Origin of the sequence: Enterobacter sp. 342 (genome assembly GCF_036663495.1) — a bacterium.
In the GTDB taxonomy this organism is placed as follows: Bacteria; Pseudomonadota; Gammaproteobacteria; order Enterobacterales; family Enterobacteriaceae; genus Enterobacter.
Genome location: NZ_JAWUEI010000044.1, coordinates 1 through 17685 on the forward strand (window position 1 = coordinate 1; position 17685 = coordinate 17685).

The 17685-nt window shown below is 38.0% G+C and carries 18 protein-coding genes; 4 read left to right on the forward strand and 14 right to left on the reverse strand.

Annotated features, from left to right (window positions below):
* Window positions 1–403: 403 nt before the first annotated feature.
* Together V6E55_RS22680 and V6E55_RS22685 are read left to right on the forward strand one after the other, a co-directional pair.
* Window positions 404–790 carry a hypothetical protein gene (locus tag V6E55_RS22680; protein WP_032619194.1) on the forward strand — a complete coding sequence of 129 codons (387 nt, stop codon included), beginning with the start codon at window positions 404–406 and terminating at the stop codon, window positions 788–790.
* A 19-nt stretch (window positions 791–809) separates the two neighbouring features.
* Complete coding sequence (locus V6E55_RS22685; RefSeq protein WP_071605968.1) at window positions 810–1124, forward strand: cell wall-binding protein; 315 nt, start codon at window positions 810–812, stop codon at window positions 1122–1124.
* A 36-nt stretch (window positions 1125–1160) separates the two neighbouring features.
* On the opposite strand, the gene V6E55_RS22690 is transcribed toward V6E55_RS22685, so the two are convergent.
* From V6E55_RS22690 to V6E55_RS22725, 8 genes are all read right to left on the reverse strand, one after another.
* The gene (locus tag V6E55_RS22690; protein ID WP_044599827.1) at window positions 1161–1586 is read right to left on the reverse strand and encodes a hypothetical protein; all 426 of its coding nucleotides are present in this window, start codon (window positions 1584–1586) and stop codon (window positions 1161–1163) included.
* Window positions 1587–1682: 96 nt separating this feature from the next.
* On the reverse strand, window positions 1683–2069 hold the full coding sequence (locus V6E55_RS22695) for a hypothetical protein (RefSeq protein WP_001625709.1): 387 nt from the start codon (window positions 2067–2069) through the stop codon (window positions 1683–1685).
* A 14-nt stretch (window positions 2070–2083) separates the two neighbouring features.
* A complete protein-coding gene (locus tag V6E55_RS22700; protein WP_032619190.1) occupies window positions 2084–3958 on the reverse strand; it encodes a DNA-binding protein in 1875 nt (624 codons plus the stop codon).
* A complete protein-coding gene (locus tag V6E55_RS22705; protein WP_063452428.1) occupies window positions 3955–5259 on the reverse strand; it encodes a tyrosine-type recombinase/integrase in 1305 nt (434 codons plus the stop codon). Before V6E55_RS22705 ends, V6E55_RS22700 begins: the two co-directional genes overlap by 4 nt.
* Window positions 5252–6454: a tyrosine-type recombinase/integrase gene (locus V6E55_RS22710; RefSeq protein ID WP_058685604.1), complete on the reverse strand. Its 1203-nt coding sequence runs from the start codon at window positions 6452–6454 to the stop codon at window positions 5252–5254. The genes V6E55_RS22705 and V6E55_RS22710 overlap by 8 nt, the downstream gene beginning before the upstream one ends.
* Window positions 6455–6749: 295 nt before the next feature.
* Window positions 6750–7049: a hypothetical protein gene (locus V6E55_RS22715; protein WP_001019190.1), complete on the reverse strand. Its 300-nt coding sequence runs from the start codon at window positions 7047–7049 to the stop codon at window positions 6750–6752.
* 20 nt (window positions 7050–7069) lie between these two features.
* Entirely contained in the window at window positions 7070–7276 is a 207-nt protein-coding gene (locus V6E55_RS22720) for a helix-turn-helix transcriptional regulator (RefSeq protein WP_000795663.1), read from the reverse strand.
* Between the two features lie 280 nt (window positions 7277–7556).
* Complete coding sequence (locus V6E55_RS22725) at window positions 7557–8402, reverse strand: DUF6387 family protein (RefSeq protein WP_001067212.1); 846 nt, start codon at window positions 8400–8402, stop codon at window positions 7557–7559.
* Window positions 8403–8882: 480 nt separating this feature from the next.
* On the opposite strand from V6E55_RS22725, the gene V6E55_RS22730 reads away from it, so the two are divergent.
* On the forward strand, window positions 8883–10076 hold the full coding sequence (locus V6E55_RS22730) for an integrase domain-containing protein (protein ID WP_316943965.1): 1194 nt from the start codon (window positions 8883–8885) through the stop codon (window positions 10074–10076).
* Between the two features lie 35 nt (window positions 10077–10111).
* Entirely contained in the window at window positions 10112–10570 is a 459-nt protein-coding gene (locus V6E55_RS22735) for a hypothetical protein (protein ID WP_316943966.1), read from the forward strand.
* Between the two features lie 90 nt (window positions 10571–10660).
* On the opposite strand, the gene V6E55_RS22740 is transcribed toward V6E55_RS22735, so the two are convergent.
* The 6 genes from V6E55_RS22740 to V6E55_RS22765 form a co-directional block, all read right to left on the reverse strand.
* The gene (locus V6E55_RS22740) at window positions 10661–13243 is read right to left on the reverse strand and encodes a DEAD/DEAH box helicase (RefSeq protein WP_316943967.1); all 2583 of its coding nucleotides are present in this window, start codon (window positions 13241–13243) and stop codon (window positions 10661–10663) included.
* 1 nt (window position 13244) lies between these two features.
* On the reverse strand, window positions 13245–14186 hold the full coding sequence (locus tag V6E55_RS22745) for a HamA C-terminal domain-containing protein (protein ID WP_316943968.1): 942 nt from the start codon (window positions 14184–14186) through the stop codon (window positions 13245–13247).
* Window positions 14187–14590: 404 nt separating this feature from the next.
* Entirely contained in the window at window positions 14591–15403 is an 813-nt protein-coding gene (locus V6E55_RS22750) for a hypothetical protein (protein WP_316943969.1), read from the reverse strand.
* Window positions 15404–15422: 19 nt separating this feature from the next.
* Entirely contained in the window at window positions 15423–15695 is a 273-nt protein-coding gene (locus V6E55_RS22755) for an ogr/Delta-like zinc finger family protein (protein ID WP_316943970.1), read from the reverse strand.
* 1 nt (window position 15696) lies between these two features.
* Window positions 15697–16251, reverse strand: a complete 555-nt coding sequence (locus tag V6E55_RS22760; protein WP_316943971.1) for a phage polarity suppression protein — start codon at window positions 16249–16251, stop codon at window positions 15697–15699.
* Window positions 16248–17000, reverse strand: a complete 753-nt coding sequence (locus V6E55_RS22765; protein WP_316943972.1) for a phage polarity suppression protein — start codon at window positions 16998–17000, stop codon at window positions 16248–16250. Before V6E55_RS22765 ends, V6E55_RS22760 begins: the two co-directional genes overlap by 4 nt.
* Between the last annotated feature and the right edge of the window lie 685 nt (window positions 17001–17685).

Here is a 17685-nt window from a genome sequence, read left to right on the forward strand (position 1 = left end):
AACGGTCTGCGTTGTCGGGAAGATGCGTGATCTGATCCTTCAACTCAGCAAAAGTTCGATTTATTCAACAAAGCCTCTTCCAGATTGGGAAAGCTATGGAAAACGAAACAATAAAGTGCCCGTTCTGTTTCAAAGAGAGCCAGTTCGGAGTACGTGTCTGCACTGGCTGTCACGCAACAATTAACTATGGTGTTGTTTCACCGTGGCTTGCTTTACTAATAGGAATTGTGCTGTTAGCGATTGCTTTCCTCATATTCGCTATCAGTGAAAGCTTTATATTAACTGTCGTTATCTATTTTGCCACAGCAATTTTTTTAAGATTTTATTTACGTAAGAAATTTGCACACAGAGCCGTTTTCACACATAAAAGCTAACCCTGTCCAAATATAACAAGGAAGATAAAATGAATAAATTTATTGTTACATCCTTTTTTATTGCAATATTTTCAATTTCTGGCTGTTCTACATCCGGCAACCAAAAAATCAAAAATGAAACGGCTCAAAGTCTACAATCGAAAATAATTAAAAACAAAACAACTAAGGCAGAGCTACTTGCTCAACTTGGTGAGCCTGACACCAGAACGACTCTTGATGATGGCAACGAGCAATGGAGATATTTCATGTATAACAATCAGTTCAATGCCTCGACTTTTATCCCTGTTGTCGGTTTGCTAACTGGCGGCTCCCAGACTCAGTCTAAAACTCTCGAAATCGACTTCAATGGAGAAACCGTAAGCAAGTGGACATTCTCTACTGATAATAACAATACAAAATCTGGCATTCTTAATTAATCGTTTCCTGGACAAGAAAATGAAAACATGCTCAATTCTCGCAGTTATCCTTTCGACTTTTCTATTAACAGCCTGTAATTCCGAACCTTCTGAAAAAGACATATACAGTGCTTTCAAAAGTGTTGTAGATAGATCAAATGCAAGTATGAAAGCTCTGAACTCAAGTATTCCCGAAAAAGATCTTTTAAGAATAGATTATGTTAAGAAACTAAGTTGCACAGAAGAAACAAACAATGTTTATAACTGCATTGTCGATGCCTCGATTAGCAATATGAAACAGACAAAGCCTGTTAAGCTTGTGAAAGCTGATGGTGTCTGGAAAGAAGTTCAGTAGTATTCTATAGCCCCTGCATAGGGGCTTTTTTATTGCCTATAACCTGACGGTTCTCACGCGAACTTCATGGGTTAACTCTCCCTCAATTACTTTCATTTCATATTGTGCTTTAAAAGTATTATAAATATCTTCTGCCTGGTTCTGGTTATTATCAATGTAATTCACAAGGGAGTTTAGCTCTCTGATAACAGCTTCCTTATTGTTTAATCGCAGTAACAAAGTACTTGTAAGACATTTGTATACAGAACTAAACATTGTCATAATATTATCAATATTACGATTAGATTTGGAATAAATCCTTTTAGGGTAGAAATATTTTAAATGGTATCCCACAAAAATTAAGTAAAGCTGGTATGAGAAACTTTTATCACCTGGCTGGTATCGTTTTGAGATATATTTATCGACGATAATGATAAGTTGCTCTTCCAGAGTAAACTCTAGATAGATAATGTTTTTGTCCATAAAATGCATCCTTGCATTAGTTAAATAGTCTTCCTGACCATATATTTATATTTATCGCATTTATTAAACTTGTCAATAGGTGTAACCTATCAAATATTATTTTTTATTAAATGGCCTATTCAACTGTTCCATAGTAAGACCGTGTCTATAAGCATTATACTGCCAATAGCTAAATTGCTCTTTGTATCTATTGTTCTGTTTTTTCAACATTTCGTTTTCGGCTTTAAGGTTTATTATTTGTTGTGCCGCAATAGTTAAGTTAGCTGGTTTCTTTAGACCAGATTTTTTCAAATTGGACAAACTTTTCTTTGTTCTATACGCTTCAACAACTTCATCATGAGCACTTAAAGATTGCCTTGTGATAGTTCTGTTTAGATTCTTATAAACTGATTCACATAAATCACTCCATGTGATTTTACCGTCCCAAGTCAGTATAATGTGTTTAATTGCCTTTATCTCACTCCTGTTCAAATGTTTTGCCATAAGTATCTCCTGTTTTAATTATTCAAAAGCTTATTAATTCTTTCCAAATTTTTTTCATGGTGTTGCAACCATTTGTCTGCACCATAATCACCATTTTCATAAGCGATCTGAGTTATTCTCTTTAATTGCATTACTTTCTCTCGGACAGATTGCAGTCTAATTCTATCTACTGAATTAATGCCCAGTGTTTCATTATCACACTCAATAACCTGATTAATTTTTGCACAAGGCTTGATTAAATAGTTATGTACACAGTAACCAAATTCAGTTAAGTGTATTGCACCTTGATTAAGGTTATCAAAATCAATTGTCAATTCATTTGTGGGTATTGACTCCCTTTGACAGTAATTACTCCTATTCAATTTAATAGCTTTGATTTTATCTAACATATCTTCTTCTGACACATGGTTATAAACTCTGTTCTGATTCGCATTGATACGACCAGACCATTTAGCTATATCTAGTTCAGACATTTCACCATAATGGGCTATTGTGTTTAAAAGGTGCCGTGGCTGGTGTGAGCGAATAAGTAGTGGTTTACCTTCATCATCATAATACCCATATCGGGAAAATATATTTTTATAATTCATCTCATAGCTTTTTTTACTTTGTATATCACTGAAAAAGAAACTTTTAGTAGGCTTATAAAATGTGAAAATTGAAGTCATTCTTGATAAAGAAAATTGATCAGTATTGAGCAAGCATAAAGCATTACTAAATTTTATGGATTTTTCTTTATCATACCATGGAAAGTCTCTGCTAAAATTAGAACTAATAATTTCCCACAAATCACTCAATGAATAGTTGTAATCATTGTGGTTTAAGAAGCTTTTCCCACCATCCAAACTCGTTCTTTTAATTTTTAAAACACATGATTTATGATCAAATAAATGATATCCCAGTGCATGGCAAACTTGTACAACGGTCAATTTAGCTTTTTCATCAACTGTTGGGCAAAGCTCATGTCGGTAAAATTTATCCGGGTACTTTTCGCACCAGTGAGCAAGTGCTCTTGCATGTTGTGATAAGGAAAGTAATCTTCTAATCGCTTTCTTTGCAACTGGTATCATAACCCGTGGAATCCATTTGATATTAGGACCATACCCTTTTACCGAATAAAATCTCAACCCATATCTTTCGATACCCTTGCCATCTATTTGTGTAATCTCACAATCAGCAGGTAAGGCTAAAATTTCAGAGATTCTGCTCGGACAACAAAGTAGAAGTGCAAATACTGAACTGGTGAACTTATCCCTTGGACTCAGTAACTCATCATTTTGTGAAAAAATATCAGCAATAGCGAGTAATGCCTCTTCATCTGGTAACTTATCGCTTCGGTGATAATCCTCAATCTCAGGAAGATAATTGTTTTTGACTTTCTGTTTTACATGATTTTTCCATGAGATATATCCTGACTTCACAAGATTATGTTCACATAGAAACTTTGATATTTTTTCAAGCTGTATTCCACATTTAGCTAAAACGTTACCTTCAAAATATTTACTCCCGATCTGCATTGCCTCATCGAAAACAACGGCTGTAACATTATAAATGAGACCAGTGTTCTGAACCTGCAAAAGGGCCTGTTCGAGACATCGCAAGGCCATCATAATAACCCCATAATTTTTCAATGGTTTCAATGAGTGTTGATATCTGATATATGCTTTCACAAAATTGATATAATCTTCGTGCATTGCATCAATGGAATCAAAGACTTTATTTCCAACCCCTATTTTTCTAAATGTTACATATCCTTTCCAGGCATACTGCTCCCAATCCTGAGTTTGGGTTAGTCCGGGCAGTTGATAGCGACAAAATTTTATAAACTCATTATAGTTTTCTTCTACAAGAATATGTTTTTTTGATTTGAACAAAATAATATTATTCATAGTTGATTCACCTCACTGCGATCAATCGGAATAAAAAATATACATTGATTGCAAGGGAATCCTGAATTCTGACTCTGGCATCTACTTGAAGAAAAAAATTTGAAATGACAACTCTTTTTCGATTTGATTCCGTTCATAAAAATATCAGCGACAAATGACAATTGTTCTGAAACAGCGGAATCAATCCTTTCAACACTGTCAGCATGATTTTTAATATAAATCCCCGCACTTGAAGTAGAGGAATGATCCAATAATTCAGCTATAGTATTAACATTATGCCCATCTTTAGCCAGCATAGTTGCTATTGTATAACGAAGCCTACGAGGAGTAACATTTAGTATCGAATCGGTACGGTTGGATATTACACCCTCATTATTAACAATACTTTTCAATGCTACATTAGCAATTGTAGGCTTCGCAAATAATTTATTATATTCCAGAAGAATTGAACCTGTTATGGATAAATCTGAGAGTTTTTCCTCATTTAAGAAAATAGGAACTTCTCGTTTAGAATAATCATCAAGAGTTTTTCCAAGAGCTTGCTCAACAAGTTTCACTGATTGATTAGCTTGCAATTGAACAATTGATGCAACCTCTGATATTATTGCAAGTTCTCGATATCGTAGTTCTTTACCCCGTTGTTTAACTCGTGGCACTGAAATTACATATTCTACTTTGCCATTATCTAAGTTCTTTTGAATAAGGTCTTTATATTTCAACATAACTAACTGCTGAGGTCTTCTACCTGTAAGGCTGATCAATAGTGATATTGCATAATGTGGCAGTGACAGTTCACCTTTTCTATATGCATGATTCATAGCCTTAATCAAAGAAGTATGTTCTTCTTTAGTTAGTGGTCCCTCTGTTGGATCATCTTGAAGCACAGACTGACCAGATTTTTTTATCTTTAGGTCCAAATGCTTTAACAGCTCTACCGCACTTTCATCTATTCCTGGATATCCTAACTCAAACCATTTAATCAAAAATGGTCGTAAAACGCGAAATGATGCCGGGGCTTTTGATAATTTCTTATTTTGATATTCAATTAGAACCTTATCATCAATATGAGTAGGAGATAGTTTACGGATAAGACTCTCCATATTTCTAACAATATTTTTCACATACAAATAGCTGTTGCTATTAAAATAATATTGTACTGTATATACAAATCCACAAACCAAATTTTCGTTCATAGCATATATTAAGTTTGTAAGATTGATTCCGTTATTTTCAATCGAACTGACGATTTTATGTTCATGCAAAGACATTTTATCAGAGTTATATTTAATTAAATTATTCATCAAATCCTCCTTTGAATAGTTGCTCTTGTTGTTCAAGTGCAGTTTTTTTCGATAGCTCAAAAATATGCCTGCGATTATAAATTATTGAAGTATCTGAACCAGGTCGCCATCCCATGAGATAAGAACGGATTTGCTGTTCTTTTTCATCGGATATATCTTGGGCATTGTCTATTGTTTTTGAGAACTCATAATTCCATGTGTGTCGTAATTTATGACCTGTTAATCCACGTAGAAGTGAGGATGATTGACGAACAACACTCACTATCTTATGGTATGAGGAAAATGACAGAGGTTGCCCTTGGGTCTTCCCTTCCTTATAGGTAATAAACAGAAAATCATGCTTATTAGCATTTTTAACTTTCCTACGATCATTCAAAATATAATCTGAAATTTCATATATAAGTTTTGTGTCAGCAATTAATTTTCTCTCACACGTCTTCACTAATGGCTGATAAACTCGTGGATCTGTTTTATCATTTGCTCTCCTTCTTATTGCGATTGTTGATTCTGCAAAATCCATATCGCCAATACGCAGATTCAAAAGTTCACCTGCTCTCAAACCAAAGCAATGTAATAGAAGGAATATTAGATTGTTTCTTTGTTGCACTTTTTCCGTAAACGGGTTCAAGTTACTCCCTGGCGAAAGTATGCTGAATAAAGAATCTAATTGTGCTTTGTCTAAGCTTTTTTCGATTTCCATATTATATTTATCATTATTCCTTGGTTTCTTTCTTTTTATGTTATTAATGAAAGCCATTACTTCCTTGAGAGTATTTTTCTGACCTGCATGTGAAAGAAGTATTTTGCACAACCATTCAAGATAGTTAGCGACTGTTGTAATGCGAAAATACTTAGTTGGTTTTTTGACATTTGAAACCATAAAATTACCATCCCCTCCATCTCGGAAATTTAATGAAGTGAATTCAATCAAATCCTCAATTTCATGAGGAGCGAGAAACAGCTTATTCTGGATTCTTTCATCAATATTGATATTTTTTCTCATAAAGAATCGATATAACAATGAAATGCTCCCAGCGATAACCTTCATTGTTGATATAGACTCTGAACGATTCCTGACTTGTGTTGTTATATACAAGTTTGGATAATACAATGGCTCACCAGTATCTTTATTTACAACATGACAATATCTCTCACCATTTTCGAACATAAAAGAATCCACACAAATACTGCACATATTTTCCTCCTAAACTTTACAAAAAGTATAATTCCAATATATTAATAATAAGCATTTCATAGATTTACAAATTTATTTGGACCGATTAAGATATTTATTTAAATTAAAACAGTGAGATAGACGATTATTCTTGTCAAATTATCATCTGGTAGATCTAGTTATTATTATGTACACCTAATACTTCGAAAACTATCTCACTGCCTTGCTAATAAACGGCAACCAAAATAATGTAAGTTATTCTGTAAAGTTTTAAGATAAATTATGCAGCCAAACTTTACATTTTCATAAAAAGCTCTTAATCCATTAGATATAAAATTATCCGCTTCGCTAGGAGTTTCAATTCATCAGGACATTTAATTAGAGATAACCAGGTCTCGTAAACATATATCTGTTTGCAAGCATTAAGCTCAGAGATCGAGTCTAAAGGTTCTCTCAGATTTCCTACAAGGTACTGACTGAGCCAGTAAATGATTTCTTTATTAAACTCGTTATTAGGTAAGTCATAAATCACTTCTTGGTCAAAGATCTTGTAAAAAAGATCTCCGCATAAATTGCACATATGGTTTTCTTCGCTTACAAATTCTTCGATATTCATAAAATCACTCCTAAGTTCAATTAAGCAACATTATTTCGACTTGTTTCGATAACAGACTGAATCCAGGTATCAATCTCACTTTCAACGAAAGCTACTGCACGACTTCCAATTTTGACAGGAGCAGGAAACTTACCATCGTTGATCAGACGATATATCCAGGCTTTTCCGTAGCCAGTTCGTTCGAGAACTTCTGGTAATCGTATTAGGCGGGTTGCTTGATTTTTCATTTCGTTATCCCTTGTCGTTGCGGTGAAGTCACTATACGAACAGTTGGGAAAAGAAAAGAGCGAAGCTCCTGAAGCGGAGGTTCTTCGTAGCTATGCAGGATGGTTTTCTCGAAGTTGGTGCCGTACAGAAAAGGGGAACTTGAGAGTAGCTGAAATTCCCCCGTTTTATAGCAAGTGTCAAAATGCCCGGTTTAAAGTAAAAATCGCAAAAAAAAGCACCATTCACAATGATGCCTTTAGTTAATTTTAACAATTAAAACAAATAGTTATAAATGTAATTCTAATCAGATAGTTTCATTACATCAGAGACTTTCATTTGCTTCAAATGGCTATTTTTGTTCATGAAGTAATGGAATTGTCGGATAAAGTCAGTTGTGCAGGATTTAAGAGCCAAAGGCCTGTCGGTATCTTTGATTTGGCTAGACTGCCTCATTTCGCTTTCTTCGTCATCGTCTGTATATAGCAGTCTGGATAACCTGTCGTCAGAGACACGGATTTTTTTAACGGCTGCCCACACCAGGATATCCAGCATAGGTATCACACGATAACTGATGAGTTTCTTGATAGTTCCATACCCAAAGCGAACTGATTCTAAAGGATCTGGTTCGATACCTTTGATTTTACGCCACTGCGGTAATGCAGCTTTAAGCGACTCTGCAATCTCTTCGTCTGTGCCACTTGCCAAATCAATCTCGAACATGACTGTTCGTGAAAACTGATCTGGCATAATATCTGAAAGTGATTCTTCCCGAAGATCTCTGTTTATTGAATAATTGTCATCACCATCCCAAACAAAACCTCCGCGTTGCATAGCAATGATGCTCGTTTCAGCAAGGCGATCAAGAGTTGTTAGAAAAAAATGGGGAGGCTGAAAAAGTTTATTGGCAGGAGTCATGTATCCCAGTTGCCCTTCTTCAATTAAAAAAGGATTGCCACTGAAAATTTTTGAGAAGTAACCCATAAGAGTTCTGCTCTCAAACTCTTCCCGATACTCCTTAAAGAACAAGTTACGAGCCCATATCTCATGGTAAAACTGGAGCAATGAGAGGTCTTCAAATTTGCGATATGTATCAATCTTAAACCAACTCTTGATGTCTTTTGTGTGCTCTGGTGACCAGTTGTTCAAAATCCATTCTCCACCTATGCTGGTACTGCCCTACGGATAGAATTCAGTTTCGCTGAAAAACTACCGCATTCACTAATCGGTGAAAAGCAGATCCTGCTTGCGCAGTTCAGCTACTAGCAGGGAGTTGAACTGAAGAATTTGTTTCCTTTTGATACAATTCTCCAATCCGTTAATCGTGATAACCCATACCATTACGATTTATGGTTCCTTTTTAGAACCACACATAAAATTCAAAGTATAAATAACATTAAAAATCAATGGAATGAATGGCTAATTACAGGGACGCCAGCCCACCAAATCATGATCCGGATACGTCCGGTGAAGTACAGAAAGCCCGCACGGCACAAGCTCTGTGGGCTTTTTTGTGTCTGTCATTGTCCGAGTACATCCGGTTAAATCCGGTGATTATTGGTATACGTGTAGGTATACGGTAGGATGTATACCTAAAAACGTATACCAATTTATGAAGGAGCGGACACAGTGGCACGGACAACACGCCCCCTGACTAACACCGAGGTTCTGCGCGCGAAAGCGTTAGAGAAGGATCTAACGCTGCATGATGGCGATGGGCTTTTTCTTCTCGTGAAAACCAGTGGCAAGAAACTCTGGCGATTTCGATATCTGCGTCCGGCAACAAAGCAGCGGACCATGATGGGGCTCGGTGCCTTTCCCGCCCTCTCGCTGGCTGATGCCCGAGGGTTGAGAGCGGATTATCTTGCCTTGTTAGCTAATGGCATAGACCCCCAAGTTCAGGCTGAAGTGGTTGAAGAACAGCAACAGATAGCTCTAGATAGTATTTTTTCGACTGTTGCGGGAAACTGGTTCCAGCTCAAAAGTAAAAGCGTTACTCCTGATTACGCGAAGGACATTTGGCGTTCACTGGAGAAAGATGTATTCCCTGCTATTGGTGAGATCCCCGTTCAGCAAATCAAAGCCCGTTTGTTGGTTGAAGCGCTTGAACCAATCAAAGCACGTGGGGCTCTTGAGACGGTACGTCGACTGGTGCAACGCATTAATGAGATAATGATTTATGCCGTAAATACGGGCCTGATTGATGCCAATCCAGCATCAGGTGTTGGGATGGCCTTTGAAAAGCCCAAAAAACAAAACATGCCAACGCTGCGACCAGAAGAGTTACCTGGGCTGATGCGTTCTTTAGTTATGTCAAACCTATCTGTTCCGACTCGGTGTCTCATCGAATGGCAACTCCTGACGCTTGTGCGTCCTTCTGAGGCATCCGGTGCTCGTTGGGCTGAGATCGATATCGATGCAAAGCTCTGGACTATTCCTGCAGAACGAATGAAGGCTAAGCGGGAACACATAGTCCCCCTGTCTCCTCAGGCATTAGAGATTCTTGATGTAATGAAGCTAATCAGCACTCATCGTGAACATGTTTTCCCGAGTCGGAATGACCCAAAGCAACCAATGAATAGCCAGACGGCAAATGCTGCTTTAAAACGAATTGGATTTGGTGGTAGATTGGTTGCTCATGGATTGCGTTCAATTGCCAGCACCGCATTAAATGAAGCAGGTTTTAATCCAGATGTAATTGAGGCTGCTCTTGCGCATAGTGATAAAAATGAAGTTCGCAGAGCATATAATCGTTCAACTTACCTTGAGCAACGGATAGAACTTATGAATTGGTGGGGCCAAAAAGTGTCCGATCGTAATTAATATTAATTAACCCATTTTACATGGAGATATAGTTCATGGAGAATAATCTAGATAATTTATGTTATGAATTCTTTAGAGAGTTTTCACGTTATGAATATTGCCTTAAGGCATGTGGACTTCACCATAAAATAAAAGACGCTAAAGCGAACTGGGATGAGTATGCAAAGCAAGTTTCTGAAACCATAAATAACACAACTGATCCAGAGCTAATTGCTGCTATCACTTACTTTAAAGAACACCCACCCAAAAAACAGATCATTAAAGAAGGCTCTTTAGTTTGGGATGATTCCTTACCCCAAGAAAAAGATTTAGCAAAATTTATTTTCTTATTAATCCGTCGCGTAAGAAATAATCTTTTCCATGGGGGAAAATTTAACGGAAAATGGTTTGAACCTGAACGTAGTGAGGCGTTATTGCAACATGGGCTTGTTATATTGAGGCGTTGCGGCGCAGAGCATAGTGAAGTAAGAAAAGCCTATTCAGGAATAGCCTGACCGGTGTAGTACTAGAGAAGTTTTTGTTACTAGCACAATTATAAAATTCAAAAACTTCTCTATGAAATATTAAAGAAAGCCTAAATGAGACTATTCAACCCAAAACACATGGAATATATTATGTATTTCGTTTTGAACTAATTGCGGCAGTTCTTCCATATCAATTTTATTGTCCTTAATCCAATTAATGCATTCTTCTTCATCTAAACTATCATTAGGAATAAGCTCTGAAATCATTACAGCAGCAGTTCTTGAAAATCCAAGCCCTATTAGTGAAATCTGAGTTTTCAAACTTACACCAAGTTCTAAATACACACCGATATCTTCAACATCTTTTGCTAAGTCCATGCGATTTATCGCAAGATAAAAGCTTTTTAATAAATCATTATAACATCCTAAAAGTCTTGGAGCTTGATAGCGAGCGATCTCCTCAACATCTTTCATAACCCCTCGTATTAAAGTTGCTTCTTTGAAAACAATATTTCTCTTTTTGTTATATCTTATTCTATCCGAGATCAATCTCGCTAGGGGATAACCTTTCATCCATTTGGAAACTAATAAAGCCTGTACATAAGCTCCTTTTGAATTATAACCTAGTTTTTTACTCATAGTATCACTAATTCTAGAGAACGCGGATACGTATGACTCTAACGCATCATTACTACCAGGTTCAGAAAGCAGTAATCTCTCTACGGGTTTGTTTGTATTACGTGAAAACCTATCCCAAAGGTTTTGCATTAAAAGCGGGCTTATACCAGGATGCCGCACAACCAATTCATGTGGAAAAGTTAAAGAGTCAAAAACATCAAATATTGCTTCATTTAAAACATCGATATTTTTTATGTTGTACTTTTCCATGTAAGGATTATTATCCAAGCCATCATAAAAATAAAATGATGAACATAAATAACTAAATAGACTTTGAAGATTAGGGTTCCGCTCAGACATACCAAAGTGATGCTCTGAAAAAATATAGGAAACCAACTCATCCATGTCATGCGAGATCGCATCCGTGGCGCGAGTTATAAATATATTTTTTTTTGTTTTTGGAGGTTCTCCATTCCAAATTTTTTCATTGTCGCTATCGATGCAGATGACATTACCTTGGAATTCTTTTCCCCAACGACCAGCTCTGCCGGCAAGATTCCAAAAATCTTCTTCTCGCATCGGGGTCGAATTACCCTTTTTAGGGCCTCTTATAAAAATATTTTTACAGGCCATATTTACGCCCTCAACTAAAGTTGAGGTACAAATTAAAAAATCAATTTTACCTTTACTAAATAATCGTTCAATTTCGCCCTTTATTATTAAAGGCATGTTTCCATAATGAAAAGCAACTCTCTTTTTTAGTGTGCGGTTTAATGCGAAATTTTTATGTATAATTGTCTCACTAAGCTCAATGAGAGCTAAAATCTCTTCATCCTCAGTCTCATTTTCTATGCTCGCAGATATTAGCTTGGAAGTAGATTCTGCTTCAGCGGCTCCATTTACGTAAACCACGTTACCAGAAGTCCCCTTACCTAAACAAAGAGCTACAAAAGGCAACCTTTTGCTTTCAGGAGATGGCGCATTTTCTAAAGAAAAATTTCCTAACTCGCGTTTTTCACCGTTTGCAAAATAATACATCAACCAATCTTTTGTCTTGCGTGGTTTTTGTTCTACCCATAACAAATTTTGATTAACTGTTACATAGTCACTTTTTATGGTTCTTTTATTTTTTAATAATGGAGCATCACTGAGTAATATTTCAGGATTTAATGTAAAAGGACTTGCAAAGATAACTTTCGAATCAGGGTTATTTAGACAGGTCAGTTCAATTACATGTTGAAGAATAACTCCTCTTCCACCATCACCTATCTTGTGTGCTTCATCTACGACTAAGACGTCTATCTTTGGAATTTGTGAAAAATGATTATAGAATAAATTTAATCTTTCCTGTGTAAATATGAAAACATTAGATTTTTCGCTCTGGTATACGTTGCTCAATGGGAGTGTCTGAATGTTAACTGAATTCGTTAGATTAGGATCCAAACGTTTTTGAAGTTCAGAATACACTTCTGAAATCAATGCTCTTGTTGGTACAATATAAATAACAAAACAATTCTGATTTTTTTTTACAAATTGCTCTACCCAAGATTCGAGGATGAATGATTTTCCTACAGAGGTAGGAGCGGAGACACTAACCCACGAGTTTTCTTGTACTGCATCCCAAAACTCTGATTGAAACCTATTAGCATAAATATGCTTATCAGCGTCTATTTCAATTGTATATAGAATTTTCCTTTTAGTTAGTTCTAACTGAGCTTTTAAGGGTAATCTCTCTTCGAAATCAGGGTTTAGATACCCTCTATTTTCTGCAAGTTGTATTGCTGGATTATTAGATAATGAATCAAGAATTAATGCAGCACTATCTTTTCTTGCTTCACTTTTTTCATTCAATAAACAATACTGTGCAATTCTTAAGGCTGCATCTTGGCATTTCTCATCACTGGAGAAAGCCAAAGAACTAGCACATGTTAAAAGATAGCCGACATCCTCAGAGCTAATCTTTGAAGTTACATCTGATTTTAATTCTTGAAATTGATCTTTTATCGAGTTAGCGACTAATGCCTGATATTTCCTTAAGAATCCTTGGTTCTTAATCAACCACCCAGATAAATCTCGCAACGACATTTCAACTCTCCAATGCTCTAATTAAACTAGCCCTAAATGCTTTTACTGAAGGGAAAGGAAGAATAAAAACATGCATAGCAAAGCGATCAAGTTTTTTATTAACTATACCACCTTGAACACTTGTTGACCATTTCCCGACTTTAGTATTAATCAAAGCAACTAGTTCACTAATATCAATTGAACTGGGCCCCTGTGGATAATCTTTAAGATCAAATCCAACTAAGCATATCCCTCTATATTCTAATTTATTAAAATCCGGACTATCAGGATCTAAGAAACTTTTCAACGCTTGTTCTAATTCTATATTATCGACATTTAGGTGGGATTCAAGCAACTGCATATCACGTGTCTCAGCGCCTTCGACTCCCATAGAACTTTGAAGTAATGGAGCTATACTATCCATACATTCAGAAATTCCTTTGCTCAGATTTGAATATAGTTTCGACTCGCCCCAGTATAAACATAATTTTTTATTATCTTTATCTACGCCTATATGGATTCCATCTGCACCATGGTAGTGCATTTGAGAACTCGTTTTTAGACTCATTTTGCAAATAATTTGTGGAAACTTAAGGAATTGCTCTGCAAATAAAAAAAGGATAAATTCACCGCCTTCTCCACTATTTGCAAGCCTAGTAAATAATCTTTTTGCTTGGCTTGCTAACTTAGTTATTTTAGCTGTTGATTGTGTTAAGTTAAAATATTGCACTGCCTCATTAATTTTTTTCCTTGGAATAGCATAATCAACTACTTTATCGTTCAAGAATTGGATTAATGCGTCTACTCGAGGACGTCCATTTCCATCAAGGTTAAGACAATGAAAATGACAAGTTGCATTTGTATTTTCAATCAATGAGTTAACTTTAACTTCACTAAAATAACTATTTAGTGTTTGACCATCATCCCTAATAAGATTTTCAAGCGCGACATGCAGTGCATCCATTAGTAGGTCCTTGCATATTTGATTTTCCTCATTATTTGCAATATATACTTATTTCAATAAGTTGCAACATCTTTACCCGACTATGATACTTACACCACACTCTATGCTTAAATCATTGTTATCGCTGCAACGTGATAAACGGTTCTTTCAATCAGGTACTCATTGAAAGTTAAAGGCTACTTTTAACATACGCAGCGTGCGCTGCCCCGCCCGCCTGCCCGCTTCACTTAATGCAATAGTTTTCATGCAGAACGTAGTTCGCTACAGAAGCCACCACATATGGTTTTTTGGGTGAAAAATGCCGCATGAGACTCATGCGATTTCATGCAGTATAGACATGCACTCAGGCTACAGACATCAAAAACCCGGCACTGGCCGGGCTTAAGTGAGCTTTTCTGTTCAGGTCAGAACAGCTTTCTTTTTTTTCTGTCGTCATGTGATCCTGATACCGGTGCTGAACCGGTCAGACTCATCACGTCGTCCCGGAATCTCAACGGCAATATTTCATTCGTCCACTTCAGCATTAGATTCAGGATAAATTCACGATACAACGTATCTGCATCATTTGTCCCTTCAATAATGCCCGGTATATGCGCTGAGCTATTCCGCTCAAATTGTCTGTACTTCATCCTGAGCAGGCTGCTCAATTCGGCACCGTGGAAAATAAAAAAGTCTCGTAAAAGCTCATCGATACGCTCCTCAGTGATGCCATGATGGCAGTTTATATAGACGTTTGCCTTACGCGCGGTCGCTTGAGCCAGTACCGGCAGTTGCTCTTCTTTTTCAGTTATCAGCCCGGCAAGTTCTGTGGCTGTTTCCTGTTGTTCCAGATACTCAGCCCGGAGAGCTTTCATCTCCGGCGTTACGATGCCGCCGCTCTGGTTAAGCAATTCCCTGAACTGCGCCCGATTGTCTTTGCTGGCCTGCTCAGTTTCGGTCTGATGCTGGCGCAGAGCCCTGAGATTCTCAATGGCTGCTTCTTCGGCCTGTCTGGTCTCCACCCAGGTCTGCATTTTTTGGTAAAGGTCGATAATTCGGGACTGCCAGTCAGAGGAAAGGCTTTTTGTCAGTTTTTCCGTCTCGCGGGCTATTTCATTTGCAGGCAATCTCATGAGCCAATCCGCATCCTGAAGCGGTTTTTTTGCCCTCGCGAGGAGTGTTACTACATGTCCGGTTGCGGCCTGAATCTGGTTTTCCGTCAATTGTTGTTCTGTCATATCGTTGTTCCTCCTCATTTTATTGTGAATGACGGTCTTTAAGGGTACAGGCTGAACCGTAGCGGCCCAGTGTATGCGGCTGACGAACAAGTGAATCGCTCTGTGATTCAGGCTCAGGCGCCACTGGTTTATGGGGCTTCATAATTATCGTGTCCACACTTTCCAGGGCAGTAAATGTGCAGGAGCATTCAAGATTCTGGCACTGATACCATGAGCGTTTAACCGATGGAGCTTCATAGGCGCTGGTTCTGGCGTGTGCGACCGTGCCACATTCAGGACACTTCAGGGCCATATCAATACTCTCCTTTTTCATTAAGCCTGTTGAGGCGGGCCAGGAAAACTTTATGTTTTGCCGGAGTGAAAGTGGCTGAAGCATCAACTCGCATTGATGCATCCACCTTTAATCCTGTTTCGTCGATAATGCTCTTATATGCTGCTGGAATTACAGGAGTACGGACTTCGGTTTGTCGGACTACAGCTGTGCGTAATATTTTCATTGCCGCCTCAAGCCCGTATGGTGCGCAAAGAAAAGGAGCCAGAGCGTCAGTGAGTGCATCACCATGCTCGCTCATGAAGTTTTCAGTTGCGCTTGTAACACAGCTTTCCAGCACGATCTGGTGAGCATAAAGACCGTCCCGGGCGGCGCAGTTAATCTGCCATTCGAGGAGTGCAAGACGCTCACGAAGATTCTCAAGCTTGCTGGCATGTGCTGCAGGTTTTTCTTCAGTATCCAGCAGAGCCGCCAGACGAAGCTGGCTGGTACTTTGCACATTACGTAGTGTCAGCCAGCTTTTTATCGCCGCTCGGTAGTCGTTGAGAGCTTCCTGAGTAATGGTTCCGGTATTCATCCCTTCTCACCCCCTTTAACTATGTCACGCTGTTTAAGCATCCGGGAACGCGCTGCAGGGCTGGGTGATTGTCTGGCATCCTGGAGGGCTTTATCGTCCGCATAAATGCTAATTCCCGGTAGGGCCATATCATCCGTTGAAGATACGTTATAGGACAGTGCCGGAGCGGTGAGTTGCTCGCTGATAAATTGCTTCAGCACACTTTCGGGGTCGTTTACGGTATGAACTACGCCGATAACGGAAGAAGCGCTTCGCCCCAGAGTCATTTTCAGCAACCCAAGGATCTGAATAAGTTTCTGGCCGTGTTCCTTCATAAACTCATTCCAGAGCCACACTGCATGAGTTTCAATCAGCCGGTTATGTTCGCTGATGTAACGGTTTGCAGCATCCGCAGTTTTCCAGGGCAGGAATTCATTTTCTGCGGCGTGAGCTGCAATCAATTCTTCGAACTCATCCAGCGTTTCGCGTCCCAGTGCGATTTCTGCACGCAGATTTTTCATTCGTGGCGTCATATTCCCCTGATTCTCACGAAACAGGTTTCGCCATTCATCATTAAGCGCCTGCGTCTCCGTTTTTGTATCTTCCTGACGTTTACGGATAGTTTCAGTCATTGCAGCGGCTTCGGTTTGTTTTCGCCGTTCTTCCTGCCAGACAGCTTTTGCTGCCTTAACTTTTTCCACCGCTTCGCGAATTTTCGGCGGCAGGGAGGGGGTAGTGTTTGCATCAGAGATCTGGTTAACAGTTGTCATGGCTGCTCCGGTAGTGTTTTGTTGTTGTGTCAATTGTGCCGGGGTCCATACAAGCGCACTACCGAGGAGGATTGTGTCAGTGACTGAACAATGACCTTGTTCTGGCTAGCCAGAGAAAGGTGTCATGTCTGATCTACACGCTTCCTTTAATACATACTATTCACTACTGTTCACTTCAATAAAAATATAGTAAATACATGTAGTTAAGTGGTGTAGTGTTTTAATCAAGGTGGTCATCCACTGTTCATGACTGTTCACAGAGATAAAATTAAATTTATATTTCTTTTTCATATAAGTCGCGATATTTATTTCAGTTTATTACTAGATCTTTTCTCCTCACCAATATTCACCCGTATTCAACACTATTCAATATACAGTATAAAATGTGTCTTATGTCTGTTTGAAAATTCAACACTTAACCTCCCTACACTCGGTTGCATTCCAGGAAAATATCCATAAAAATGAATCTGTCTGATGCTCATCAAACACATCCGGATAAATGCGGAAGGATGCGGGTAATTTATTTTTTTAGTCATTAACTTAATTAATACGTATGATGAACTGTTTTTATGAACGTTTTTTGCTCTTTTATTAATCAGGTATTGTCTTCGTACTTATGATGTAACGCCGGAAAGATATGGTCTGGTTCATAATTGAGTTGTGATCCTGCCTGGTGTAATAGACT